25 protein-coding genes and 2 pseudogenes are annotated in these 24,879 nt (G+C 34.7%); 19 read left to right on the top strand and 8 right to left on the bottom strand.

The features are described 5' to 3' along the window. Positions 1-13: 13 nt before the first annotated feature. Entirely contained in the window at positions 14-808 is a 795-nt protein-coding gene (locus EZV73_RS03975) for an alpha/beta hydrolase (RefSeq protein WP_240838491.1), read from the bottom strand. A 228-nt stretch (positions 809-1,036) separates the two neighbouring features. On the opposite strand from EZV73_RS03975, the pseudogene EZV73_RS28595 reads away from it, so the two are divergent. From EZV73_RS28595 to EZV73_RS03990, 4 genes and pseudogenes are all read left to right on the top strand, one after another. Beyond that, positions 1,037-1,219: pseudogene (locus EZV73_RS28595) on the top strand (glutaredoxin family protein); the annotation flags it as partial. Between the two features lie 127 nt (positions 1,220-1,346). Further along, the gene (locus EZV73_RS03980; RefSeq protein WP_240838493.1) at positions 1,347-2,336 is read left to right on the top strand and encodes an HD-GYP domain-containing protein; all 990 of its coding nucleotides are present in this window, start codon (positions 1,347-1,349) and stop codon (positions 2,334-2,336) included. Positions 2,337-2,433: 97 nt separating this feature from the next. Further along, complete coding sequence (rarD, locus tag EZV73_RS03985) at positions 2,434-3,315, top strand: EamA family transporter RarD (protein WP_240838495.1); 882 nt, start codon at positions 2,434-2,436, stop codon at positions 3,313-3,315. 198 nt (positions 3,316-3,513) lie between these two features. Next, positions 3,514-3,651: a hypothetical protein gene (locus EZV73_RS03990; RefSeq protein WP_240838497.1), complete on the top strand. Its 138-nt coding sequence runs from the start codon at positions 3,514-3,516 to the stop codon at positions 3,649-3,651. A gap of 13 nt (positions 3,652-3,664) precedes the next feature. On the opposite strand, the gene EZV73_RS03995 is transcribed toward EZV73_RS03990, so the two are convergent. Then, positions 3,665-5,635, bottom strand: a complete 1,971-nt coding sequence (locus tag EZV73_RS03995; RefSeq protein ID WP_240838498.1) for an RND family transporter — start codon at positions 5,633-5,635, stop codon at positions 3,665-3,667. Positions 5,636-5,730: 95 nt separating this feature from the next. Between EZV73_RS03995 and EZV73_RS28850 the strand changes: the two genes are divergently transcribed. Together EZV73_RS28850 and EZV73_RS04005 are read left to right on the top strand one after the other, a co-directional pair. Then, entirely contained in the window at positions 5,731-6,528 is a 798-nt protein-coding gene (locus EZV73_RS28850) for a GNAT family N-acetyltransferase (RefSeq protein ID WP_240838499.1), read from the top strand. A gap of 46 nt (positions 6,529-6,574) precedes the next feature. Further along, positions 6,575-6,955 carry a hypothetical protein gene (locus EZV73_RS04005; RefSeq protein WP_240838500.1) on the top strand — a complete coding sequence of 127 codons (381 nt, stop codon included), beginning with the start codon at positions 6,575-6,577 and terminating at the stop codon, positions 6,953-6,955. Between the two features lie 20 nt (positions 6,956-6,975). On the opposite strand, the gene EZV73_RS04010 is transcribed toward EZV73_RS04005, so the two are convergent. Next, positions 6,976-7,146 carry a hypothetical protein gene (locus tag EZV73_RS04010; protein WP_240838502.1) on the bottom strand — a complete coding sequence of 57 codons (171 nt, stop codon included), beginning with the start codon at positions 7,144-7,146 and terminating at the stop codon, positions 6,976-6,978. Between the two features lie 230 nt (positions 7,147-7,376). Between EZV73_RS04010 and EZV73_RS04015 the strand changes: the two genes are divergently transcribed. Then, positions 7,377-8,774, top strand: a complete 1,398-nt coding sequence (locus EZV73_RS04015) for a M28 family metallopeptidase (RefSeq protein ID WP_240838504.1) — start codon at positions 7,377-7,379, stop codon at positions 8,772-8,774. A gap of 599 nt (positions 8,775-9,373) precedes the next feature. Here the strand turns inward: EZV73_RS04015 and EZV73_RS04020 are convergent. Next, on the bottom strand, positions 9,374-9,517 hold the full coding sequence (locus EZV73_RS04020) for a hypothetical protein (protein WP_240838506.1): 144 nt from the start codon (positions 9,515-9,517) through the stop codon (positions 9,374-9,376). Between the two features lie 127 nt (positions 9,518-9,644). Between EZV73_RS04020 and EZV73_RS04025 the strand changes: the two genes are divergently transcribed. The 5 genes and pseudogenes from EZV73_RS04025 (at position 9,645) to EZV73_RS04045 (ending at position 14,942) form a co-directional block, all read left to right on the top strand. Continuing rightward, on the top strand, positions 9,645-10,385 hold the full coding sequence (locus EZV73_RS04025; protein WP_240838508.1) for an N-acetylmuramoyl-L-alanine amidase: 741 nt from the start codon (positions 9,645-9,647) through the stop codon (positions 10,383-10,385). Between the two features lie 117 nt (positions 10,386-10,502). Next, positions 10,503-10,814, top strand: a pseudogene (locus tag EZV73_RS04030) (ArsC/Spx/MgsR family protein); the annotation flags it as partial. Positions 10,815-11,102: 288 nt separating this feature from the next. Beyond that, the gene (locus tag EZV73_RS04035; RefSeq protein WP_240838513.1) at positions 11,103-13,316 is read left to right on the top strand and encodes a methyl-accepting chemotaxis protein; all 2,214 of its coding nucleotides are present in this window, start codon (positions 11,103-11,105) and stop codon (positions 13,314-13,316) included. A gap of 177 nt (positions 13,317-13,493) precedes the next feature. Further along, positions 13,494-14,033 (top strand): DsbA family protein, encoded by a 540-nt coding sequence (locus tag EZV73_RS04040; RefSeq protein WP_330636951.1) that lies wholly within the window; start codon positions 13,494-13,496, stop codon positions 14,031-14,033. Positions 14,034-14,120: 87 nt separating this feature from the next. Beyond that, positions 14,121-14,942 carry a nucleotidyltransferase domain-containing protein gene (locus tag EZV73_RS04045; RefSeq protein ID WP_240838514.1) on the top strand — a complete coding sequence of 274 codons (822 nt, stop codon included), beginning with the start codon at positions 14,121-14,123 and terminating at the stop codon, positions 14,940-14,942. An 8-nt stretch (positions 14,943-14,950) separates the two neighbouring features. Here the strand turns inward: EZV73_RS04045 and EZV73_RS04050 are convergent, their stop codons facing one another. After that, complete coding sequence (locus tag EZV73_RS04050; RefSeq protein ID WP_240838516.1) at positions 14,951-15,643, bottom strand: cyclic nucleotide-binding domain-containing protein; 693 nt, start codon at positions 15,641-15,643, stop codon at positions 14,951-14,953. A 91-nt stretch (positions 15,644-15,734) separates the two neighbouring features. Between EZV73_RS04050 and EZV73_RS04055 the strand changes: the two genes are divergently transcribed. Together EZV73_RS04055 and EZV73_RS04060 are read left to right on the top strand one after the other, a co-directional pair. Further along, entirely contained in the window at positions 15,735-16,157 is a 423-nt protein-coding gene (locus tag EZV73_RS04055; protein WP_240838518.1) for a DMT family transporter, read from the top strand. Between the two features lie 9 nt (positions 16,158-16,166). Then, entirely contained in the window at positions 16,167-16,625 is a 459-nt protein-coding gene (locus EZV73_RS04060; protein ID WP_240838520.1) for a DMT family transporter, read from the top strand. Positions 16,626-16,700: 75 nt separating this feature from the next. Here the strand turns inward: EZV73_RS04060 and srtB are convergent, their stop codons facing one another. After that, a complete protein-coding gene (srtB, locus tag EZV73_RS04065) occupies positions 16,701-17,447 on the bottom strand; it encodes a class B sortase (protein ID WP_240838522.1) in 747 nt (248 codons plus the stop codon). A 168-nt stretch (positions 17,448-17,615) separates the two neighbouring features. Here srtB and EZV73_RS04070 point away from each other — a divergent pair, with 168 nt between their 5' ends. The 5 genes from EZV73_RS04070 (at position 17,616) to EZV73_RS04090 (ending at position 22,477) form a co-directional block, all read left to right on the top strand. Next, a complete protein-coding gene (locus tag EZV73_RS04070; protein ID WP_240838524.1) occupies positions 17,616-19,085 on the top strand; it encodes a fasciclin domain-containing protein in 1,470 nt (489 codons plus the stop codon). Between the two features lie 13 nt (positions 19,086-19,098). Beyond that, positions 19,099-19,941 carry a helix-turn-helix domain-containing protein gene (locus EZV73_RS04075; RefSeq protein WP_240838526.1) on the top strand — a complete coding sequence of 281 codons (843 nt, stop codon included), beginning with the start codon at positions 19,099-19,101 and terminating at the stop codon, positions 19,939-19,941. Positions 19,942-20,288: 347 nt separating this feature from the next. Next, positions 20,289-21,071, top strand: a complete 783-nt coding sequence (locus EZV73_RS04080; protein ID WP_240838528.1) for an amino acid ABC transporter substrate-binding protein — start codon at positions 20,289-20,291, stop codon at positions 21,069-21,071. Positions 21,072-21,077: 6 nt separating this feature from the next. Then, complete coding sequence (locus EZV73_RS04085) at positions 21,078-21,752, top strand: amino acid ABC transporter permease (RefSeq protein WP_240838530.1); 675 nt, start codon at positions 21,078-21,080, stop codon at positions 21,750-21,752. Beyond that, entirely contained in the window at positions 21,749-22,477 is a 729-nt protein-coding gene (locus tag EZV73_RS04090) for an amino acid ABC transporter ATP-binding protein (protein ID WP_240838532.1), read from the top strand. The genes EZV73_RS04085 and EZV73_RS04090 overlap by 4 nt, the downstream gene beginning before the upstream one ends. 64 nt (positions 22,478-22,541) lie before the next feature. Here EZV73_RS04090 and EZV73_RS04095 read toward each other — a convergent pair whose 3' ends face one another. Both EZV73_RS04095 and EZV73_RS04100 read right to left on the bottom strand, forming a co-directional pair. Further along, positions 22,542-24,203, bottom strand: a complete 1,662-nt coding sequence (locus tag EZV73_RS04095; protein WP_240838534.1) for a SulP family inorganic anion transporter — start codon at positions 24,201-24,203, stop codon at positions 22,542-22,544. 297 nt (positions 24,204-24,500) lie between these two features. Then, complete coding sequence (locus tag EZV73_RS04100) at positions 24,501-24,860, bottom strand: hypothetical protein (protein WP_240838537.1); 360 nt, start codon at positions 24,858-24,860, stop codon at positions 24,501-24,503. Between the last annotated feature and the right edge of the window lie 19 nt (positions 24,861-24,879).

Raw genomic sequence — 24,879 nt, forward strand, 5'->3', positions numbered from 1 at the left:
TAAAGAGGATGCTTTAGGCATCCTCTTTTAGTTGATCTATAAAAAAGAATATTGCATTCCAGAAATCGATGTTTTCCTTAGAAGATTTCCAAAGTGACTGTGAACCATGACTACCAAAGTTTTCAGGGTAAAATGCAAATTTATTCTCTGCTGCTACATGTTCAAAAATGTTCTTCCATTCATCGACTTCATAAGAAGCTGATGTTATAAATGTAGGAACCGTTAGAGATTCTACATTTCCAGCAATGCTTTTACCATCGTATATAAAGTACTCTCCGGGTGAAAAGGCAAAGACGGCATCTATATGGTCTTTGTAGTCTTCAGCCGTTACAAGGGCTAGTGAAGCTGAATAAGAGCTACCCAGTAGATAGATATCTGTATTGTACTTATCGATGATGTATTCTATAGAGGCTTTCACATCTAATGCAGCATCTGCATGATTGTTAGGATAGTCAGATTCTTTAGCAAGCCTAGCCGTTTCATTTATGATATCATTGACACCAATGCCTGATCTAAGGTCAACTGCCATAGCATTATAACCTAATTTATTAAACTTGACGGCTGTCTCCATATATTCACCTCTACTCCAACCTGCCTGATGGAAGAGAATAAAGATGGGTGAAGTGTCATCGATCATGTACATATCAGCTGTTATTGTCAAACCATCTGATGCTTCAAAGGTCACAGTATTTAGATTTTCTATTTCTACATCTCTTTCAGAAACGGGTGCTTCAATCAGTTCCTGACTGGTGTTGTTGCTACAACCAATCAGAATGAAACAGAAGAGTATGAGTATCCACTTTTTCATTTCAAGGCCTCCTAAGCCTATGATACCACCTTAAAGAGCAAAAAAATCATTTGTTGCAAAAAGTTAGAAAAGATAAAATTTATGTAAGATATTGATTTTGTGGATGTAACATAATAATTCGTAATACAAAATAATTCTGATACATGTTATAATAAGTTAAAGAATAGGAGGCAATAGAAAATGAAAGAAATTATTATGTTTACAACATCAACGTGACCTCATTGTGTTCCAGCTAAGGAGTTCCTTAAGCAAAATGAAATTGAATACACGGAATACAATGTATCTGAAGATATGGAAGCCAGAAAGTTAATGATGAAAAATAAACTTATGGGTGTTCCGTCATTCTTAATTGATGGAGAAGCTGTAGTTGGTTTAAATAAAGAAAAATTATTAGCAGCAAAAGAAGGATAATATAATAATCCTGTATCGTCGTATACAATGATAAAAGGAGCGTCTGACGCTCTTTTTAAGTTTTTTGAAGACGACATCTGTTACTTTAAGTCTCAGATGGGTAAAATCTAAATGAAGGGAGGCATGTATGGTTAATTGGAAAATTGCAGTAATAGAAGACAATCAAAGAGATTATGAAGTGTTAGAAGAAATGCTGTCACATGACTTTGAAGTGATTCAAATATCAGATGAAATTATTAACAAGTTGCTTGACGAGCATCCTGATTTGATTGTTATAAAGGCTGATATGAAAGATGCCTTTGACTTGTATAATGACATTCGAAAACAGATCTTATTAAAGACCATCCCAATTATCATGACCTCTAGAAGGCGTATGGATTATCAAAAGGCTGTTGATCTTGGTGTTCTTGATGTCATATCCCTTTACGACCCAAAAGACTTCATTTATTCAAGAGTAAAATCTCATATGATTGCATCCAATCAAGTAAGGTCCTGTAAACAATATTTGAAAGACCTAAATCAGGATCATCAAAACACGACTGCTGCACTACTAAAATTAGTTGCTAAACTGATAGAGTACAAGGACTATCCTAATGACGACCACGTTTTTAGGGTGGGTAAGTATGTTTATATGATGGCTATAGAAATGAACTATTCTGAAGAAGAGGCTGTTAAGCTTATGAAGGCATCCTATCTTCATGATATCGGTAAGCTTGTACTAAAAGATGATTTGCTCCTGAAAGAGGGGACTTACGCTTATAATGAATGGCAGGAGATGACAGAACATACTGCTGCTTTAGAAAACATGATAGCTGGAAATATTGACTTTATGAAAATGGTTAAAAATATTGCCACCCAACATCATGAAAAATACAATGGTCAAGGTTATCCTAAACAGTTAGTTGGAGAGGCTATCAGTATTGAAGCTAGAATTGTCAGCTTATGTGAAGTTTTTGATGCCCTTACTCATAACAGGCATCAAAGAGAGGCCTGGCCTTATAACAAGGTTATAGATTATATCAGAAGTGAAAGTGGTGAAAGTTTTGATCCAAAGCTGGTAGAAATCTTTATGAACAATCTTGATAAGTTTATTAACATCAAACATAATACATGGTAGGAGATATTGTTAATCAGTATCTTCTTTTCTTGTTTTGAGTCATGAATAGAGGCTATCAATGTTATTATGGATGTGATATTATAATGCCGGAGGTATTATGAATAAAAAAGAATACATAAAGGGCCTGATTTATGGTGGCCTAGCATTTATTATTTGGGGACTCTTACCACTATATTGGAAGTTGGTAAAAGCCCTTAATCCCTATCAAGTATTTACACACAGGGTCTTTTGGTCGGTTTTGTTTGTATCTGTGGTAATGATATATAAGAAGCAGTTTAAAGATTTTCTTGTTTTACTAAAAGATAAAAATAATTGGCTTATGACGCTTGGACCAGCATTTTTTATATCTATCAACTGGTTGACCTATATATGGGGTGTTAACAATGGCTTTGTCATTGAAACCAGTTTAGGTTACTATATGAACCCCTTGGTGCTGACTTTATTGGGAGCTATTTTTTACAGAGAAAGACTGGATCGATTACAAGCGGTAGGCATAGGGCTTGCAGGTATCGGTGTTTTGATTAAGGTATTTGCCTATGGTGACGTACCAGTACTGGCTCTTGTTCTGGCAATTTCTTTTGCTGTTTATGGTCTTCTAAAGAAGAAATCTAAATTTACTTCTTTAACCGGACTTGGTTTTGAAACTGTTATTGTTGGTATACCAGCAACGCTAATAATCGTATTTACTGAAGTTACAGGCCAAGGGATTCAGGGCAACTTGCATCCGTCGTTTTGGCTGCTTATTGCCTTAAGTGGTGCCTTAACGGCCATTCCGCTTCTTCTGTATGGAGAAGGGACCAAAAGGTTACCATTAAAAGTAGTTGGTTTCTTGCAATATATAGCACCAACCATCGGTTTGTTTTTAGGTATTTTTGTCTTTAATGAACCCTTTTCAATGGATGAGTTGGTACCATTTTTAATCATCTGGGCAGGCTTAATATGTTTTGTTGTTTCTCAGGTTAGAATGCTAAAAAATTAAATAAATTTTAGAGCTCTTACATGGTTTGTTGAATGAAAACGATTTCCTAGAATTGTTGCAAATACTGGTGCAGAGCTCTATTTTTTGTTGAAGAACTAAAATTAATTGCCTATTTAGAATTTTCTGAAAATTACTGTTGACTTTGGCCTCATACCTCTCTATAATTCAGTGTAAATACAAATTAGAGAGGTGACTATTATGAAAATGGAAAACAAAAAAAATAAGGAAAGAAAATTAACTGCAAAGGATTATAGCATGAAAAGTGGTAAGTTTTTAGATCAAGAAACAATCCATGGTAACGGTATGAATTTTCTAGGTAATATTTTCAAAGCATAGAGAAACAGAATGTTTACTCTATGCTTTTTTCTTTTAGAAGAGTTGGTATAAGCGAAAGACTTAAAAAGACAGATGTCATCATGGCTACCCACATCAACAAGGACACATAGACATGAATTTTAAGTGGTGATAACATAAGCGCTGTCATACCAAGTGATAAACCAAAGGCGTTGGCGAGAATTGGCTTAGACGTATATTTAAAGGCTGTTTCTCTTGCATGAGGGTCTTTATTTTTTTTGTAGTATTTGTAGATGCTGACATAGTGAATGGCATAATCAATACCTATACCAAGTGATATAGAAAAAATAGTAGCTGTCATAACATTTAGAGGTATTTGGGTTATACCTAAAAAGCCATATAATACAACACTGGTAATGATAATTGGCAGGGATGCTATAAATGTCAGTTTTATAGATCTTAATGAGATTATCAGCATAATGAGTATCAAGATAAATGTGAAAACAAGGCTTCTCACTTGATTAGAGATGAGTGATGCATTCATTTCTTTCATCAAAAGTTGATTGCCTATTAGTTTTGAATCAAGAGGCCCTTCTAAGGCTTCTAGTTGATCCAGTGTCTCGTTTTCTAAATCAAGAGGGAAGAACATAAGTCTAAAATAGATCTTATTATCGACTATACGGATAAACTGTCTTGAAACAGAAGGTGGTGGCTGATTATTATCTTTTAAGATTTTAAAGGGATTCATCACTTTTGAGACCAGGTCGTTTTCTTCTAGGTCATTTAAAAAGGCCGATATTTCACCAAGAGCAACTTGACTTGAATCCATAGAGGTTTGACCGAAGAAATACATAGGCATAGCCCCGTCGTTGACTGCTATGATTTTCTCAAAATTCTTTTGCACATCAGTGGAAGATTTAAAGAACATGAGTTGATTGAATTCTGAATTGATGCTTGGAATAAAGAAACTTGAGACTACCAGTAGAACAAGAATGATGGCAATAGCAGGTTTGCCCCAGATCTTTTTGATGGATTGATCAAACTTGCGACTTTTCTTTTCTTTAAGAGATATGTTAAAGGTTAAGAGTAAAGGCAGCACATACCATGTTACAAGACCGGCCAGTGTGATACCTAAGGATGCAAATATAGCCAGCTGCTGAATGGCTTTAGTTGGAATCAATGTTAAGCCAATAAAACCTGCTACTGAGGTTGTGGTTGTAATGATCATTGGTACGCCTATCATGGAAAGGGTTTGAGTGATTGCTTCTTTCCTGGTGGCTTTTGAGTCTTCCATATGACTGACAAAGTGTAGACCGTCTGCTGAACCGATAACGATGGTAAAGATAGGTGCTAGGACTGTTATAATGGATAACTCACCGCCAAACCAACCTGCTAGTCCCATGGTCCAGAAGGCGCCAATAGCTGCTGGTAATACAGATAATAAGGCAGCTTTAAAAGAGCCAAGCTGGGATCTAAAGGTTAGTAGAATTAAAATCAGAGCCAAAGGTGGTAAGAACATGAAGATGCTTAGAATCAAGGAAATGATTTCATCTTGCATATACCTGTTACCTGATAGATAAAACGTGTAACCATCTAAAGCTTGGTAAAGATCTGATAAATCATATGCTTCATCCAAGTAGAGTGTGTAAATGATGTAGGTTTGTCCATCTTTTTTTACAACAGGCGATAGGTTGCCTAGAAGTTTATAATCGTCCAGATTAAGGGCTTTTAGCATATCTGAGGGCGAAACATATCTGATGGACTCATTGTCTAGTACTTGTGAGATCGTTTCGATTTCGTCTAAATTCTCGATTTCCATCATAAGGATGGTTTGTTCTGATTCTCCGAATACCTCATTCATTTCATTGAGTGCAAGTGATGCTTCAGATTGATTGAGTTTGAAGATATCAAAATCTGCATTAATATCAAGTTGATGAATGCCTCTTGCAGATAAGCCCATCAGAATGAAGAATAGAATAATCAACAAGGTTTTGTATTTATATATAAAATCAATGTATCTTTTCATTTTTGCCTCCTTTTTTTATATATACCCATTAATTTTAATTATATTGAGCATACATATTTGAGGAATATAGAGTATTATATAATTAGGAGGTGGCCGTGAAATTTAAGATTTTTAATCCCAAAGAGGATATGCAAGGCAATAGAAAAGAAAACATTTTTATAGTAATGGATGAAAACGGTTATATTGGCAATGGTTACGTTTATCCTAAATTGACAACTATCACACCTGACCATCCAATCAATATTTTTATGGATTTAAGTTTAAGTGATGAACATCTGTATCATGAGATCGGCTTTGAGTTATTTCATCTTTTAAGAAAGAGGGCTTTAGATTTATTTAAAGGATCTGGTTTAAATAAAGGACTGATCTATTATGGTACTGAAAAAGTAGATGAGAAATACCATTTTTTTCGAGATCAGGGTTTTAAAGAAGAATTGCCAACCTATTTGATGAGTGGGCCTACAAATATAGGAGCTAGTCCAATAGACTATGCAGTGACAACAGATGAAGTATACAATGACCAGATGGTTGAACTTCATAATAAATACCTTTTAAAACCCATTGATCATGAAGTGATTCATGCCCTTAGTCATAAAGATGATTATTGTTGTTTTCAAGTATACGATGACAAGCTGATAGCTTCTATGATTGTATATAAAGACCACAATGTAGGATGGATAGACCATATAGTGGTTGATAAGGCTTATAAGCATAAGGGGATTGGCAGGTATTTGATGCACCAGGCTTCAGAGTATTTTAAAAAGCGTTTGATTACTCAAATGTCACTGGAAGTGTGGTCAGAAAACACTTATGCAGTTGACTTTTATCAAAGACTTGGCTTTGAAAATAAATCTGTCACAGAACATTATATTGGTATCTTGTTAGACAAATGATTGAAAGAGGCTCCGATTGGTAATATATATACCAAAAGGAGCCTTTATGTTTGATATTTTAATCATTTATAGCAGCTTAGTTGGAGTGATTGTTATATTTCAACTCTTTGTCTTATTTGGTGCACAAGTAGGACACTTCGATTATGGTGGTTTTTGTGAGGGAAAATTGCCAACAGGTACAAGGGTGTTTGCAGGTTTTTACGTGCTATTTTTGATATTGTCAGAACTGGTCATGATGATAAAACTTAATCTTTTAGACTTATACATCTACTTTGACTTACAGGTTTTGATTGCAAGTTTTATTTGCATGTATGCTCTTGTTATGATCCTTCATATGATTGTTAAGAACTCATGGAACCGTCATATATGGGCACCAGTGAACATGATTTTGATGACTGCCAGTATTATGATTTATTTTACAAAATAAAAAGCGCAGATATGACTACGCTACTCAGGAATTGGTCTGATAAGAATTTGACTTTCAAATTCGTCGTTCAATGTTCTCTGTAATTGTTTTGCCAAACCTTCTGACTTGGTTTGAGCAAGTATCGACTCGTTGACACCAGAGGTGAGAACAAGTTCATAAGCCATCATATTTCTTTTTACTTTTCTTCTCATAACAACCTCCACCTATATTGTAACACAATATTATGGAAAATAAAGCAATTTATTTGTAAAAATTTGAAACATAACCATAATTGTTCACTATCGTTTCACATTGTATTATATGACCATACTGGGTAATTTAAAGAACTTCACAGGCTTATATGTGAAGTTTATTTAATATCTATTCTTTGTCCTTTTAATTATCAGAATTATTAGATATTCTGAAAGAGGGGGAATAATTTATGAAAAGAGTATTATTGATTATGATGTCTTTTTTATTGATATCATGTACACAAACTGCTGAAGTGGCTGTTACAGAAAATGAACCACTTGAGGAGAGTGTTGTAGAGGAAGAAGTAGTTGAGCCTCTTGAAGAAGTCTTTGACTACAAAGTTGATATTGATAGAGCCATAGAGACAATCGATTGGATGGCACAAATTGAGTATGGTGGCAGACAAGCTGGTTCTAAAGGGAATATGCTTGCCGAAGACAAACTGGTTGAGGCATTTCAAGATGCAGGCCTTAAGCAAGTCGGCGATTCCTATAAGCAGACTTATGAGCAGGTTGTTCTTTTACCTGAAGCTTCAACGCTTATGAAATTAGAAGGCCAAGAACCTTTTGTTTATCAAGAAGATTTTACTGAGCGATTTGTTAGAGGTAGAACTGACTTCGAGGAAAATGTAGAAGCTGAAATGGTTTTTATTAAAAACGTCAATGACTTAAAAGATGACATTGAGAGTTTTGATGACAAGATTCTTTTGTTAACCAGTGAACTTTACTATGACGATCTACTTTGGGTGGAACTTAAAAGACTTGAAAGAAACGATGTGACAATTAAAGCATTGGTTGTTAATAATGGATCTGATATCCGAGTAACCCGTGCTATAAGAGGCAGTCATTTAATGGCCTTTGATGCTGAGGATCCTATTTTAATATTTTGCCGTACAGATGTATTCAGCCAGCTGATGACCAGTGATAAGAAACTTATTATAGAAATGGACTTTGAAGAAAAAACAGCGAATCCATCTAATGTAGTGGGTATGATTGAAGGACAGGACTCAGATGGTGATAATGAAGTTGTTATAGTTGGTGCACATTTTGATCATGTCGGTAATAACCTTGACGGGACCTTTAATCCTGGAGCGCTTGACAATGCTTCTGGTGTCAGTGTGATACTTGAACTGGCTCATGCTTTTAGGGAGTCAAAGCCTGACAATACAATCTATTTTGTTGCTTTCAATGGTGAAGAAGATGGCTTATTGGGGTCTGAATATTTTGTAGACAATTCAAAAGACTTGTTTAACAGTCAGAATGCTGTCATGTTAAATTTCGATATGGTGGGTTCTTCGGCAGAAATACCTTTGATGCTTGGCTATGTGTATGACAGAGATAAGGCTCTATGTGAATCTATAGCAGCAATTGCAGATGAAAATATGATGACAACTGATCTGGGTGTGATATATGGCAGTGACCATGCTAATTTCTCTGCTAAAGGTATACCATCTGTATGCTTCATTCACTTTGATGATGCTTATTACCATACGTCAGGTGATACACTAGAAAATGCAGTGGATAAGGACCGCCTTGAGGACGTTATTGATTTAGCTGTTGAGGTATTAAAAATTGAAGCCAATAAATAAAGGATGCGATGCATCCTTTTTCAGTGAAATAGATGTTAATGATATCTAAAAGGGGTCTGTATTTAAGTGTTTCTTAAACTCCAAAGCAACTTCAGGCCAGTCTCTTTTATGAGTCCCTGGTAGTGGTAGGCCGTTAGGCATCATATTGTTTGGCACATGGTCATGCCCAAACTTATTTTGAACCTCTCACGACTAAAGTCATGAGATTCTTAGGTAGAAAAGCCTAACGGCTTTTAGTTTACTAAGCTAACCCGCCAGTTCCTGACGTTCTTATATTTTATGCTGTTGATTAACATCTGTCTTCTTGTGCCTTTGCAAGCCTTCAAACTCACTGTCATACTCGAATTGTCATCACTTTAGTGAATAGTTCCATAAGTCTTACACTTCATTTACCCATAGAAAATCCTTCCATCTCTCTTTTGTTGATTTTACTCATCGACATCTTTACTTAATTATAACATGAAAGAAATAGAATGACAAGAACAAATGTTCTGTTCTGATGCTTCATTCCATTTAGTGCCATTTAGAGAATTACACTCACAAATATTGACAAACATTCATGCTCTAACTCACAACTAAAGTAACGAGTGTGCGAGCACTTATTCATCAATTTGGTATACGATGCACTCTGTGTTCTTGTTGTGGCAGAAATCCTCTACATAATGATCAATTGAGTTTAATACCTTAAACTGTGGATCTGCATGTGTAAATGGGCAGTTGTCAAATTTTTCGCAAGTCTTCATTGTATGTACTCCTTGACCATTTTCTACCCACCATTTAAGTAGTAAAACATAAAATGTTTATCCAAATATGTTATAATTTTCAATAGTTTAAAAGATGTGTTCATGGTATCTTTAAAGAGAGGTAGACATGAAAGAAATTATTATTATTACAACAATCATCATGAGGTTAGTCCTTTCTTATGCTCCTTTAGCTGATAACATTCAAATTCAAGCTGGCAGAGAAGCAATAGAACAAGTACAAGTTATAAGAACTGTTTGTATCGATCCGGGGCATCAAGCGGTAGGGGATTATAATGAAGAGCCTATAGGACCTGGTATGAATCAAACAAAACCTAGGGCAACGAATGGCACCAAGGGCATTTCCAGTGGGATTTATGAATACCAGCTGGTACTTGATGTCTCATTAAAGTTAAAGACTGAATTGGAAGAATCTGGTTATGGTGTTGTTATGACAAGAGAAGTACATGATGTTAACATCAGCAATATGGAAAGAGCCCAAATTGCTAATGAATCTGCAGACATCTTTGTTCGAATCCATGCAGATGAAAATTACGATGAGAACCTTACAGGCATCAGTGTCTTGTGTCCAAGTGACAATGAATGGACTGGTCATATCTTTAATGAAAGTTATCAACTATCTGACCATATACTTACAGGGCTTATTGAAAATACTGGTGCCGACAATCTTGGCATCATCTATAGACAAGACATATCAGGATTTAACTGGTCAGAAGTTCCTGTTGTTCTAAATGAGATGGGTTTTATGAGTAACCCAAAAGAGGATGAGTTACTAAATACACAAGCTTATCAAGATCGGATTATTAAAGGCCTTTTGGAGGGGATTGAGGCATATTTTAAAGAAAAGTAGGATTTCTGCTCGACAGGATTTAAAGAATTCTGTATGATTGTGGTGTGGTTATAGAATAAAGAAAAGGAGAATGAGGCAATGTTATTTTTACATTATCCATCGTGAACAAGTAGTAGAAAAGCCAAGGCTTGGCTAGATGAGCACAATATAGAATATGAGTTAAGATTGATTCATAAAGACAATCCTAAAGCTGATGAAGTTAGAAATTGGATGGCAATCAGTGGTTTAGAGTTAAAAAGATTTTTTAATACCAATGGTAAACTCTACAAGGAAATGAAGCTAAAAGATAAATGGGATTCTTTAACTGAAGATGAACTTTTAGAGATTTTAGCTTCTGATGGTATGATTCATAAAAGACCCGTTCTAGTTGGTGATGATTTTGCACTAACAGGTTTTAAAGTAAAAGAATGGGAAGAAAAACTGGGTTAAAAGATGCAGCTTCTAAGGGAGCTGCTTTTCTAATACTATATACAAATTTCTAATGGCCCGATTCATAATATTCAAAAATACTTATAAAAAGACAGAATTAATTGTATAATTGGAAAATAATATAAAAAAATTGCGTTTTGAACTATAATCTACAGAGTTTTGAGGTATATATTACAATAGCAACTTGTTTTCCTTGTAATTTATTTAGAATATCAAAATACTTACTGTTTATATTTAACACAATGTGATAAAATAATCTTGGTATATAAGAACTTTAGGGAGGAACTTATGAGAAGCATTAGAGCAAAAATCTTAATAGCAATCACAGCATGTGCGATCTTATCTGTACTGGTGTCCAGCATGATGATTACAAGGACTGGATCCGATGGTATTTACGATGAAGCAAAGGCAAGACTTGAGTATCAATCAAAGGAAATTGGCTTAAGAATTCAAGCTTTGTTAACAAGTACTGAAGAAACAGTAGGACACACAGCATCTACTATCGAAAATACAGTAGATATGAAAAAATATGAGATTGAGAATTCTTACAGGAGTTTGACATCGAACAACTTAAAAAGAATTTTAACAAATGTTGCTGAAAGTTTAGAAGGTGCTCATGAAGCTTACTTAATAATTGATCCTTCAATTGCAATAGATGAACATCAAATTTCTATCACAAACGATGAAACTGGTGCAGTCCTCAATAAGGTGCCGCTTGATATGTCACAATTTGATGTGAGTGATGAAACTGCACCGCCAGCAGAAATTGCTTGGTTTTACGAGGCAAAACTGGCCGGTAAGCAAGCTGTAGATGATAAAGTACCACAAGAAGGTTTCTGGTCAGAACCTTATTATGATGAAGAAGCTGAAAAGGTACTCATTAGATATACAAGACCAATCTATAGATACTTTACTTTCTTAGGTGTAACTGGTGTAACTATAGACTACGCTGTTATTGAAAATCAAGTAAATGATGCAAAAGTTTATGAAGATGGTTTCGCATATTTATTGGATGAAGAAATGAGATTCCTAGTACATCGTGATTTTGAAGTTGGAGCTGACTTAATGTCGGTTGGTGAAGGTGTTAAACCTTTATATGATGCCATGTCGACTACTGATTTTGATGTAACAGAATATGAACTTGATGGTGAAGACAGAATTACAGGATTTGTTCATTTAAGTAATGGTTGGACAGTGGGTATCTCTCCACCAATGGACGAAATATTTGCAGCAAGAGATGGTATGAATAGGATCTTTATTGGTGTATTAATTGCTGTTATGGTGATTTCATCAGTCATTGCAATTATATTATCAACCATGCTTGCTAAACCACTTAACAAGGTAACCAATGCCTTAGGTCAGGTAAGTGAGTTAAACTTACAAGATGACGAAAATGTTGATAAGTTGATGAAGGCAAAAGATGAAACTGGTAAAATGGCTATTCAGCTGGCAAACATGAAAGTTGCCTTAACTGAAATTGTTATAAGATTACAAGGTTTATCGTCTGAATTGTTTACGAAATCTGAGTCTATGACGATTGTCGGTAATGATTCAATGGAATCTATTAATACGGTTTATGCATCTGTAGAAGACCTAACGATGGGTGCTAATGACCAAGCAGAAGAAGCTCAAAAGTCTAATGAAGAATTACTTGTTTTAAATACTAAGATTAATACAGTTATTGAAAGTGTTGGTAAAGTGCTTGAGTTCTCTAACTCTACAAAAGAAATCAATGAGTCATCGATTGAAGTTGTTGAGTCGCTTAAGAAATCAACTATTGAAAATGCTGAAAATACAGATGTTATGGAATCAAACGTTTCAGAACTTCTTAGAAAATCTAATCAGATTGAAGAAATTGTTAACGTTATTAAAAATATCGCAAGTCAAACAAATCTCCTTGCACTGAATGCTTCTATTGAGGCTGCTAGAGCTGGAGAAGCTGGTAGAGGTTTTGCAGTAGTTGCTGAGGAAATTAGAAAATTAGCTGTTCAAACTTCTGAATCAACTTCTAAGATCGAAGAATTTACTTTAGATATTGAAAACCAAGTTAAGGTTGTTTCTGATAATATTCAGGTGGCAAGATCTAATGCAGACCAAACTGAAGAAGTTACAAAGAACGTTGAGTACTCAATTTCTAATACCATTGAAAGTGTTAAAGGTATTATTGATTTAATCGAAAGATTAACAAATGAGTTAAATGAAGTAAACTCTTCTAAAGATGTTGTTGTTAACTCTATCGGTAACATTGCAGCTGTTACAGAAGAATCATCTGCAGCTGCAGATTCTGTATCGTCTATGATGGAAAATCAGATTTCCAATATGGATCAAATTCAAACCATGACAAGTGATATAGCTAAAGTTGCTGAAATGATTGAAGTTGAAATGCACAAGTTTAAAGTTGAATCAAATTTCGAAGCAAGAAAAGCTGAACATGTAGAAGAAATAATTGAAGATACTATAGAAGAAGTAGAACCTATCAATGATGAGGATTTTGTTGAATAAATGATTGAAGCCTAAGTTAATTCTTAGGCTTTTCTTTTTGTATTATCACTTATTAAGAAAGTATAAGTTGATTGATAAACTAGACCTATGTGGTATAATTTAGTTATTATATGAAAGAAGGTTTATATGAAATATACAATTAAAATGTATTCTGATTATTTGTGACCATACTGCTATATCGGTAATGGTATTATCGACAAGTTAAGACAAGAATACGACATAGAAGTTATTCATAATGGATTTGAAATACATCCAGATGTGCCTGAAGAGGGCATGCTTTTAAAGGACTATTTTCCAAATGCAGGTCAAATGTTTTCTCAGTTAAAGATGTTTGCAGGTTCATATGGTTTAGAAGTATCTGAAGTAACGACGATGCCTAATACCAACAAGATGCTTCAGCTTGGAGAATATGCAAAAGATGTTGGTAAGTCAGAAGCTTTTGAAAAAATCGTCTTTAAAGCTGTTTTTGTAGAAGACAGAAACATCAGTACAATGGATGAAATTATCAGCTTATGTGAAAAAGCCGGCATTACGAAAGAGGAGGTCGATTCAGTCTTATCCTCTGATAAATACAAAGAGAAACTTGAAGACAATAAGAGGTTCTGTAGAGAAAATAACATCACATCAGTACCGACATTTATCATTAATGATCAGGTAGCCATTGTAGGCGCTCAAGGTCCAGATAGCTTCAAGAAAGCTTTTAGTCAAGTTAAGTAGATATTTAAGAACATCGTAAATTGATGTTCTTTTTTATTATCAACTTCTATTCTATGTGATATACTATCTCAGGAAAAGAGGTGTAGTATGTATTTTGAGAAATTAGTAGAAAGAATGAAAGAACATCCTAAAGTGGTTGGTATTATGTTAGGAGGCTCAAGGGCGAATGGTAGTCATGACGATAAATCAGATTATGATGTATATGTTTATGTTGAAGATGAGATTCCTGAAGAAGAAAGAAGACATATGATAGCCCCATTTGTCGGATATATGGAATACTCCAATAGATTTTGGGAGTTAGAAGATGATGGCATCTTGTTAAATGGCGTGGACATTGAGTTTATTTACAGGGCCATAGATGACATAGATTCAAGTCTTCAAGATATTGTACTTAACCATAATGCCTGGAGTGGTTACACAACATGTTTTTGGGATAACTTAGTTCATTCTAAGATACTTTATGATAAAGATTCTAGATTACAAGACTTGGTTGAAAAGTACAGTCTTTCATACCCTCAAGCTTTAAAAATGAACATAGTGGTTAAGAACTGTCTCTTGTTAAGCGATTATATGCCATCATTTTATTATCAACTTGAAAAGGCGGTTAATAGAAATGATATGGTCAGTATCAATCATAGATTAACAGAGCTGTTAGCTTCCTACTTTGATGTAATATTTGCCTTAAATGAGACCTTACATCCCGGCGAGAAGAGGTTAATTGAAAAGACAAAGAATCTTGAAATACTGCCTAGTGATTATCTAGATCTTCTTGAAAAAGCCTTAAACTTAAATGGCCAAGAAAAACTGTCAGCTGTTAAACAGATGATTCTTAATCTATATGACCTCGTTAAGGATCAAGGGATAAGCATTACGGTTGATTCTTATGCAAATGCAAAAAGTGACTTATAGTCACTTTTTTAGCTGTAGAGGTCATTTGCCATCAAATTAAGTGGTGCTCTATTGACGATCTCATAACCTTTTTTAGTTTTTCTAAGTATACCTTTTTCAACAAAGGAGGTAACTGTACGGTGTAAGTGTCTGTAGCTTGTTCCAAGAAGTTCTGAAATCTCAGTCAATGAATCATAAAATGTAAGAACTCTATTTTCTGATGATTCTTTTGTATCGATAGCCATAATGTAAGAAGCCAATCTGTTTTCTAAAGGATACAAGAGATTGATAGAAGAGTTATTAGAACACCTATCTAACTTTTTACCTAAGTCCTTACAGAGCATTTGAAGAAATTTATTGTCCTCAATTAAGTTTGTTCTTACATAATCAATTGGGAGTCCTATACAGTAGGACTCGGAGATAGTTTTGACATTGACTTTTACACAATCCTCATTAAAAAGCTCAATATCTCCCATGATCTGAAGTGGTTTATAAAAGCTTAAAAGAAGAGATTTTCCATTAGATAGTCTGCTAAAGACCTTAGCCTTGCCTTCTACAAAGAAGTAAAAGTAATCGAGATAATCTCCATCTCTGTAGATATATTCACTTGCTTCAAATTTAAAAACACTCAAGTGGTCAAGCACATCTTTATCAAAGAAGTTGAGAATATTGTATTTCTTTAGGTACATGTTCATTCTATGATGATCATCAATTTTTATCATAAAAGCCTCACTTTTTTCTTTTATTATGACATATGTCATAATAAGATTCAAATAACCTGTGTTATTCTCTAATTGAGAAAAGGAGATGTTTATGAATAAATTATCATCAGCATTTGTAGGTTCTTTAATTGCCATTATGATATTTCTTAATGGGACACTTGCAAATGCATTAGGCAACTATACATCATCAGTCATTATTCATGGGATTGGTTTATTAGGTATTATTCTTATTTTGATTTTGAGTAAATCTAAAGTCGAGTTTCACAAGTCTGTTCCTAAGTATGCTTATACTGCAGGGATCATAGGTGTGATGCCCATCATATTTAACAACATTGGTTTTGATGTGCTTGGTGTTTCATTGACCCTTGCACTTGGCATGTTTGGTCAGTCGATTACAGCTATTGTAGTTGATCATTATGGTCTATTGGGTATGCCTGTTGTTAAGTTTAACAAGAAAAAGCTCGTTGGCTTATGCATCATCATGGCTGGTATGATCGTCATGACTGTATTTTAGGAGGAGACTATGTTTATAATTGCAATACTGGTATCTATTATAGCTGGTGGCTTAATTGTCTTCACCAGAATATTTAACTTTAAGATGGCAGATAAAATGGGCTTGTTCCAAGGTGCTTCAATTAACTATATAGCAGGACTTTTATTTTCCATTATCCTAGCACTATTTCTAAAGAGTGATCTGACTCCAAGCTTTCAAGGCATACCGACATGGGCTTATCTAGGTGGCTTATTCGGTGTTGGAGTGATTGTACTTTCTTCTTACTTAACCAAGAGGGTATCATCTTTTTATTTAACACTTCTTATATTTTTAGGTCAACTGGCAACTGGTATGGTGATAGACTACTTTATTAGTGGCGACGTGCCATTATCAAAAATAATCGGCGGTGTATTGGTTGTCATCGGCTTCAGCTACAACCTAGTAGTCGATAGCAAACCGGATCATGAATCCTACTCAAAAGCTGCATAGACTTAATAAAAAAGGAACCATCAGATTGATATGATGGTTCCTTTTGTTGAAAATAAATATTACTATATTGGCTTATCACTTTTTAACCGCATGAACGATCATCCTTCCATTGTTTAGTATATAGTTACATGTTGATAAAGTAAGGATTCTATCACCATTTTGATATTGATAGTCTGTTTTGAAAAGTGAGTTACTAATAAATTTATTGACAACTTCATCATTAATTTCATAATCTAAAATGTAGTCATCCGCTGACACATAATAAGCTGATATTACTTCATATTCATAATCATTGTATAAATCCTTAAATGAAAGGATTTTATTTTCGTTAAAGAAATCCTCCTGCAAGTAATTGTTTATATCAGTAAACATTGAACCGTTTTTCATGTAATGTCCGTAAATGATGGTATGCTTGTCAAACTCGTTGGCTAAGTTTCTTCTATCCATAAAGATGGCGCCTGCAATGTTTTCTTCTAAGTCGTAATTATGATTTAAGTAGTAGTCATTATTTTTTGCTTTTACGACTGGATAATTTATTCTGGTGTTTTTTATTTGGATCCAACCTACGTAGTTTTCGATTTCGTTTATCAAATCTATATTAGGATTGTAATCGAATACAAACTGACTAGGTTCTTGTAAATTGTTTTCTTTAATATAAGTAGGAAAATCATCTTTCTCTTCTTTTGTCATAATTTCTGACTTTAATGTCTGTAAAGTTTTTATCTCATTTTGTGATATAGCTCTATCTTGTCTAATACTAGTGGCAAAAAAGATGGAAAAAAATAAAATTAGGACAAATGTGCTTGAAACAAGTGTTTTCATATGATCACCTCATGGTAATTGTATCACAAAACGTGTTAGAAATCAAGTTAATTGAAAATAATTATCATTCACTCCTTTACAAATACCACATAATGCGATATTGTATAGTTGTAATCAACAATTTCCACAGACGTGGTGAACATAATCATACATAAGGAGGAAGAAATAATGAAACAAATTACTAGTATCATAATGATTGTCATTCTTCTATTTGGAATGACAGGTGTTTACGCAGCAGAGGGCGATATTGTAGATATCGCATCAAATATTGAGGATTTCTCAATTTTAGTCACAGCACTACAGGAAGCAGATTTAGTTGGTGCTTTACAAGGTGAAGGTCCATTTACAGTATTTGCACCTAATGATCAAGCTTTTTCAAATCTATTGTCAGATTTGAACATAACAGCAGAAGAACTTCTAGGTCATCCACAGCTTTCAGAAGTTTTACTATATCATGTGGTATCAGGAAAAGTCATGAGTACAGATTTATCAGATGGCATGATGGCTGGCACTCTACAAGGTGAGTCACTTCAAGTAGATTTATCATCAGGTGTTATGATAGATATGTCAAATGTTACTTCAGCTGATGTTGAAGCTACAAATGGCGTGATTCATGTAATCGATAAGGTTTTAGTACCGGATTCATTCATTCTTGACGTAGATCAAGATGACATTGTAGATATTGCATCTTCAATAGACTACTTTTCAGTTCTGGTAGCAGCATTACAAGAAGCGGATTTAGTTGGTGCCTTACAAGGTGAAGGTCCATTTACAGTCTTCGCACCAACAGATGAAGCATTTGTCCAGTTACTAGGTGAATTAAATATCACAGCAGAGGACTTATTAGGTCATCCTCAATTATCAGAAGTACTTTTATACCATGTGGTTTCAGGAAAGGTAATGAGTAGTGACTTGTCAGATGGCATGATGGCTGAAACTTTGCAGGGGGAATCTGTTCAAGTCGACTTATCGTCAGGTGTTATGATCGATATGAGTAATGTGAAAACTCCTAACATTGAAGCTTCTAATGGTGTTATTCACATCGTAGATAAGGTTTTAGTTCCTGATTCATTTGTATTAGGCGAAAAAGGAACAATGGTTGAAAAAGATATAGTAGATATCGCTTTAGGTAATGATGACTTTAGTATGTTGGTTTCTTTATTACAAGAGGCAGATCTAGTTGAGGTTTTACAAGGTGAGGGACCTTATACAGTGTTTGCACCTACAAATGAGGCCTTTATGGACTTGCTAGATACTTTAAATATCACGCCTGCTGAGCTAATGGCTCAACCAGACTTAAGCAAAGTATTGTTATATCATGTGGTTTCTGGTAAGGTAATGAGTACAGACTTGACCGATGGTCTAATGGCACCAACCGTTAATGGTAATGATATTAAATTCGATCTATCAAATGGCGTTATGGTGAATCAAGGCAATGTGATTTCGGCAGATATTGAAGCAACAAATGGTGTTGTTCATGTAGTAGATTCGGTATTGATACCTTCAGATTTTATGTTACTAAGTGTCAATATGGGCGAATCTTTACCAAAGACTAGTGATATCGGATTAACACCATATGTCTTAATGGCCATAGTCAGTATAGGTGGTATAGGTTTTATCAATAGAAAGAAAAAGTAGTTAGGAGGGTGTGATGGTTACTTTTGGCAATAATCTAAAACAACTTAGAAAGAGAAATAAACTGAGTCAAAAACAACTAGCTGAACTGATCGGAGTAGGTCAAACAACCATTGCAAACTATGAAAATGATTCTAGATTTCCAAATCAGATTATATTAAATAAACTCGTAGATGCACTGAATATAAGTTATGATAACTTAATAGGTAGACAAGAAACCAAGGAATATGGTGAATTGTCTACCTATGTAGATAAAGTTCTTTACCATCTGCTTGAAGGTGGGGAAAAAGAGGCCATTGACTTTATTGTAAATATGGCCAAAAAGGGCGTTGATGTTATAGATATATACTATGAACTATTAACTAAGATCCTTTATAAGGTTGGTGATCTTTGGGAAATGGGTTTGGTCTCTATCCCTATGGAGCATCATATAACAGGCATTATCGATCAAATAATGGTCCTCTTAAGTCCTTATATTAAACTAAATGAAGCAAACGGTAAAAGTGCAGTGTTTATGGCACCGAGTAATGAACCCCATTTGGTAGGACTAAAAATTATCAAAGAAGCGTTTCGCAAGTATGGTTGGAAAACTTACTTCATTGGCAACAGTGTTCCGTGGACCAGCTTGACAAGTTGGATTAAAGAACATGATGTTGATTTATTAGTTATTTCAACAACTATGAATGACAACATCAATCAAGTTGAAGGATTAGTTGATTTTATAAGAAATGAAACAGATGCAAAAGTCATGATTGGTGGCCAAGTGTATGAAATGAAAGAATATTTGATTAATCAGGTGAAACCAGATTACTTCTTAAATACAAAATTAGAGCTTTTATCTTTTTTAGAATCACAATAGAATATCTTCTATCTTAAGCAGTTTCAGTTGATCTGGAGCTGTTTTTATTTTGGAATACGAAAACAAATACATTAATCCTATAGGAAATATGTATAAAAGTGTTGACAGATCGCTTAAAGTCATTTATGATGTTGTCAGAAAGTAAAGTGAGGTAGAAAAATGAAACATTCAATTTTAGGAAATAGCAAAATTTCATATACATGCTGTAGCTGTTGTTGTGTTTATAAAACTTAAGAATGGCATTTTAGCGTGATTTACTTTATTTTAATATAATTGTTTAAAATAGAAGGGATGACCTTCTATTTTTGTATTTCAGAAGGTGTTCAGATAATTATTGGAGGAAAAAAATGAAAAAGATTGGTTTAGGCGTTTTACTTGTTATATTGGTTGCAGTATCAGTAATGATAGGTACTAACATAGGTGGAAACGAAAAAGAAAATGATAAGATTGTTGTCGGCATGAGCGGGGGTTATAAACCTTATACTTATTCTGATGAGAAGGGTAATTTAGTTGGCTTTGAAGTAGATACATGGAATGAAATCGGTAAAAGAATCGGTCGTGAAGTTGAGTTTATGACAGCAGATTTCAGTGGTTTGTTTGGTTTATTAGACTCTGGAAAAATTCATACTATTTCAAATCAAATAACTGTAAACGACAAGAGAAAAGAAAAATATATATTCTCAGAACCTTATGTTTACTATGGTGCTCAGTTAGTTGTACGTTCGGATAATAATGACATCCTTGATTTGGAGTCATTAAAAGGAAAATCAGTGGGGGTTAGCCTTGGATCTAACTATGAAGAGATGATTAAGAAATTTGATGTAAAAAACGAAATTGATGTAATCACTTATGAATCTTATCAGGGCTCTTTACAGGACGTATCCCTTGGTAGAATTGATGCTGTTTTAAATGATAAGTTGGCTGGATTGACAGCTATTGAGGAATCTGGACTTGATTTAAAACTAGGTGGAGAGCCAATAGAAATGCTCTTTAATGCCTTCCCGTTTGTTCAAAGTCAGGACGCAGTCTTGATAGAACAAGTGAATGAGGCTATTAATGCTATGTATGCTGATGGAACTTTTGAAGAAATCGCTCTAAGATGGTTCCCAGTTAATATCACTGAAAAGTAGGTTTTTATGTCAGGATTTGATTTTTTATATTTATTGAGGGTTTTGCCTGTAATACTACAGGCTTTACCCATTACCATCAGTATTGGTACAATCTCAATGGTTTTCGGTCTGGTTCTTGGACTCCTAATTACATTTCTAAGAAGATCAAACCATGTTATTGTAGTGAAGAGTGCTGAGGTATATGTATCCTATTTCAGAGGTACCCCTTTAATGGTTCAGTTGTTTATATTCTTCTTTGGACTGCCACAACTATTTCCTGTACTTTCACAAATAGATGCATATTTTGCAGCCATCATTGTTCTGAGTATCAACGCAAGTGCTTATATATCTGAAGTTATGAAGTCTAGTATTGATGCTGTTGACTATGGACAATATGAAGCTGCCCTGTCAGTGGGGATGTCTAATATGCAGGCAATGGAACGTATCATATTGCCTCAAGCTTTTAAGATAGCAGTTTTGCCTTTAGGTAATACTTTTATCAGTTTGATTCAGGGGACAGCCGTGACTTTTATGATAGGTCTAAAAGACATAATGGGTGTAGCCAAGGTAAGTTCAGCGGCTTCCTATAGATTCTTCGAAGCGTTTTTAGCAGTTGGTTTTATATACTGGATTCTGACTTTAATCATTACTAAGTTGATTAACATATTAGCATTTAAGTTAAGTAAAGGTGGTGTTATATGATTACTCTTAAAGATGTCCATAAGTCTTTTGATGACTTAAAGGTCTTAAATGGTATAAGTTTTACAATGAAAAAAGGAGAAATCATTTCCGTTATTGGCTCATCAGGTTCTGGGAAATCTACTTTATTAAGAGTCATCAATGGCCTTGAAAGCGCCTCTCGTGGACATATGAAAATAGATGATGATACCTTTGACTTAAGCACCATGCATGAAAAGGATAAAAGGCGCATTAGAAAAAGAGTTTCCATGGTCTTTCAAAACTACAATTTGTTTAAGCATAAAACTGCTTTAGAAAATGTTATAGAAGGACTAATTGTCGATGGTATGAAAAAAGACAAGGCCATAGAACTTGGGATCTCTTTACTTGATAAGGTGGGATTAGTTGATCGAAAAAATCACTATCCTTCACAGCTGTCAGGTGGACAGCAACAAAGGGTCGGTATTGCAAGAGCCTTAGCCCTAAAACCCCAAGTGATCTTATTTGATGAACCAACATCTGCTCTGGATCCTGAGTTGGTTCAAGAGGTCTTATCTGTTATAAGAAAGCTTGTAGATGAGTCGGTAACCATACTTATCGTCACGCATGAAATGACCTTTGCAAAGGAAATTTCGGATAGGATTGTTTTTATGAGCGAGGGTGTTATTGAAGTGGATACCCATCCGCAAGCTTTGTATCAATCAAATAACAACAAGTTAAGAGCGTTTTTAGGTAAAGCAGATAAGTAAAAAAATCTTACCAATAGTGGTAAGATTTTTATGGTTTAAACTGATGTATTAAAGTACCTATGCCTTATTCCACTGACAGCATAGCAAACTCGATAGCATCTTTTTTACTGACGAAAAAGTTTTCTTGACCAACACGATCCATGATGCCATGCTTTTTAAGGACATCTTTTGGTTTGTCTCTTAAACCAGTGATAATCACTTTGATATTATTTTTTTCGCATCTGCTGATCACAGTTTCTAATGATCTAAGGCCAGTTGAGTCAATGACAGAAACATGTCTCATTCTTAAAATAAGAAACTCGCAGTCACCAGATATCTTTGTAAAATGGTCGATGAATGTTTCAGCAGCACCAAAAAAGAGTGGACCGTTTATTTCATAGACTTGTATTAAATTGTTGTTTGCATTCATTTCAGTTTTAGAGTCTATGCGGCCACTTGTCACATTGACTTCACCTGCATCATCAATAAGCTCCTTGATGTAGGTGGATTCTGACATTCTTCTCATAAAGATAAATGCAGAGATGACCATACCGAATTCGATGGCTACGACCAGGTCTACAAAAACGGTTAAGGCAAATGTCAATAAGAGGACCAGCACATCACCCTTAGGGCTTTTTAACATTTTCATAAACACATGAATTTCACTCATGTTATAAGCAACAATGATCAAGATGCCTGCAAGTGCTGGCATTGGTATAAGTTTAGCAAGTGGCATAAAGAGTAAAAAGATGACCAAGAGTACAAGGGCATGAACCATACCTGCAACAGGTGTTCTACCACCATTTTTTATGTTTGCTGTCGTTCTAGCTATGGCACCTGTAGCTGGTATACCGCCAAATAATGCGGAAAATATATTGGCAATACCTTGTGCAATAAGTTCTGTATTAGACCTATGTTTACCACCTGTCATCCCGTCTGCAACAACTGCAGATAGCAAAGACTCTATGGAACCGAGCAGTGCGATTGTAAGCGCTGAAGGGAAAAGTTGTCTGATGATATCCATGTTGACGTGAGGTATATTGATTGTTGGTAGTTTAGTTGTCAAGTCACCAAATACAGAACCAATAGTAGCTACATTTAAGTCAAATACCGATACAATAACCGAAGTCACGATTAAGGCGACAAATGCCCCTGGAATTCTCTTTGTTAGCTTTGGCGTTAAGAGAATAATAACTATAGTAATCAAACCGATAAGGAGTGCTTGGTGGTTGATGGTATTAAGATGATTAAATATAGACTCCCATTTGCTTATAAACTCTGATGGCATATCTTCTATTTTCAGACCTAATAAGTCTTTGATTTGAGATGTAAAGATGGTAACTGCTATACCTGTTGTAAAACCAATTGTGATGGTACAAGGAATAAACTTAACAACTGTTCCTAGTCGCAAAAGTCCAAACACCACCATCATAATACCGCCCATGAGTGTGGCAATAATCAGACCGTTCATACCATACTGAGCAACAATGCCAAATACTATTATCATGAAAGCCCCTGTAGGACCACCTATTTGAACGCGGCTACCACCCAGTAATGAAATGATAAATCCTGCAATAATAGCAGTATATAAACCTTGTTCAGGTGTTACACCTGATGATATGGCTAAAGCGATAGATAGGGGGAGGGCGATAATTGCAACAATAATACCGGCTAGAGCATCTCTTGTAAAGTCGGAGAAGGTGTAATCTTTTAATGTTGTTAGTAACTTAGGATGAAATGTGTTCATAAAATCTCCAATCCCGCAATGCGGTTTATGTATGTTTGAAAGTCCCTGATGTTTCGTGTATAGAAACTTTTTTTAATCAACCTTAGTTATCATATGCCAATTATTTTGTCTTGTCAATCCATAAGAATGCAATTTCTTATAATCAAGTATAGTTATAATATTCAGTGAACTATGGAATGGATGTCAATCAAAAATATGGATAAACCTAAAGAAATCTAACTGACTAAAAAGATATTGGACAAGATTTCAAAGCAAAAAAATAAGCGACACATGTCTGCCGCTTCTTGTTAAATCAACTTATCGCCATAAAAAGATTAATGTCAAAACTAGGTGAATCATTGTTAGACTCAAGTAAGAGATTTTTATCTCTAAGTCATTTCTTAATGTAGAAGTATGTCTCGATATTTCATCGAGCTCCTCAATTCTTAGAGACATATAAGTTGGATTGTGAGAAATTCTTGATAGATTTAATCCAGGTGTGACGTGAACACTAGATGTTCTCTCATAGTCAACAAACTGCCTATATAGTCTGATGCTGTAAATAATTCCCCATAGTGCAAATAGGTTTTCTAAACCATAGTGTCTAAACAAAACGATGAACATTACTTCGATTGGTATGAGTACAATAATAACTGTATATTTAGAGTTAACCTTCATAAAGCCCTCCTCTCAATAT

It is taken from the genome of Acidaminobacter sp. JC074 (genome assembly GCF_022496765.1).
Lineage (GTDB): Bacteria > Bacillota > Clostridia > Peptostreptococcales > Acidaminobacteraceae > JABXKX01.

Excerpts from the sequence above, each read along its gene's own strand:
- EZV73_RS04100 (WP_240838537.1), bottom strand. The coding sequence starts at position 24,860 with ATGAAGGTTAACTCTAAATATACAGTTATTATTGTACTCATACCAATC.
- EZV73_RS03980 (WP_240838493.1), top strand. The coding sequence starts at position 1,347 with ATGGTTAATTGGAAAATTGCAGTAATAGAAGACAATCAAAGAGATTAT.
- EZV73_RS03995 (WP_240838498.1), bottom strand. The coding sequence starts at position 5,635 with ATGAAAAGATACATTGATTTTATATATAAATACAAAACCTTGTTGATT.
- EZV73_RS04080 (WP_240838528.1), top strand. The coding sequence starts at position 20,289 with ATGAAAAAGATTGGTTTAGGCGTTTTACTTGTTATATTGGTTGCAGTA.
- EZV73_RS04020 (WP_240838506.1), bottom strand. The coding sequence starts at position 9,517 with ATGAAGACTTGCGAAAAATTTGACAACTGCCCATTTACACATGCAGAT.
- srtB (WP_240838522.1), bottom strand. The coding sequence starts at position 17,447 with ATGAAAACACTTGTTTCAAGCACATTTGTCCTAATTTTATTTTTTTCC.
- EZV73_RS03990 (WP_240838497.1), top strand. The coding sequence starts at position 3,514 with ATGAAAATGGAAAACAAAAAAAATAAGGAAAGAAAATTAACTGCAAAG.
- EZV73_RS04070 (WP_240838524.1), top strand. The coding sequence starts at position 17,616 with ATGAAACAAATTACTAGTATCATAATGATTGTCATTCTTCTATTTGGA.
- EZV73_RS04015 (WP_240838504.1), top strand. The coding sequence starts at position 7,377 with ATGAAAAGAGTATTATTGATTATGATGTCTTTTTTATTGATATCATGT.
- EZV73_RS04090 (WP_240838532.1), top strand. The coding sequence starts at position 21,749 with ATGATTACTCTTAAAGATGTCCATAAGTCTTTTGATGACTTAAAGGTC.
- EZV73_RS03975 (WP_240838491.1), bottom strand. The coding sequence starts at position 808 with ATGAAAAAGTGGATACTCATACTCTTCTGTTTCATTCTGATTGGTTGT.
- EZV73_RS04060 (WP_240838520.1), top strand. The coding sequence starts at position 16,167 with ATGTTTATAATTGCAATACTGGTATCTATTATAGCTGGTGGCTTAATT.
- EZV73_RS04025 (WP_240838508.1), top strand. The coding sequence starts at position 9,645 with ATGAAAGAAATTATTATTATTACAACAATCATCATGAGGTTAGTCCTT.
- EZV73_RS04050 (WP_240838516.1), bottom strand. The coding sequence starts at position 15,643 with ATGATAAAAATTGATGATCATCATAGAATGAACATGTACCTAAAGAAA.
- EZV73_RS04045 (WP_240838514.1), top strand. The coding sequence starts at position 14,121 with ATGTATTTTGAGAAATTAGTAGAAAGAATGAAAGAACATCCTAAAGTG.
- rarD (WP_240838495.1), top strand. The coding sequence starts at position 2,434 with ATGAATAAAAAAGAATACATAAAGGGCCTGATTTATGGTGGCCTAGCA.
- EZV73_RS04005 (WP_240838500.1), top strand. The coding sequence starts at position 6,575 with ATGTTTGATATTTTAATCATTTATAGCAGCTTAGTTGGAGTGATTGTT.
- EZV73_RS04055 (WP_240838518.1), top strand. The coding sequence starts at position 15,735 with ATGAATAAATTATCATCAGCATTTGTAGGTTCTTTAATTGCCATTATG.
- EZV73_RS04010 (WP_240838502.1), bottom strand. The coding sequence starts at position 7,146 with ATGAGAAGAAAAGTAAAAAGAAATATGATGGCTTATGAACTTGTTCTC.
- EZV73_RS04035 (WP_240838513.1), top strand. The coding sequence starts at position 11,103 with ATGAGAAGCATTAGAGCAAAAATCTTAATAGCAATCACAGCATGTGCG.
- EZV73_RS04085 (WP_240838530.1), top strand. The coding sequence starts at position 21,078 with ATGTCAGGATTTGATTTTTTATATTTATTGAGGGTTTTGCCTGTAATA.
- EZV73_RS04095 (WP_240838534.1), bottom strand. The coding sequence starts at position 24,203 with ATGAACACATTTCATCCTAAGTTACTAACAACATTAAAAGATTACACC.
- EZV73_RS04075 (WP_240838526.1), top strand. The coding sequence starts at position 19,099 with ATGGTTACTTTTGGCAATAATCTAAAACAACTTAGAAAGAGAAATAAA.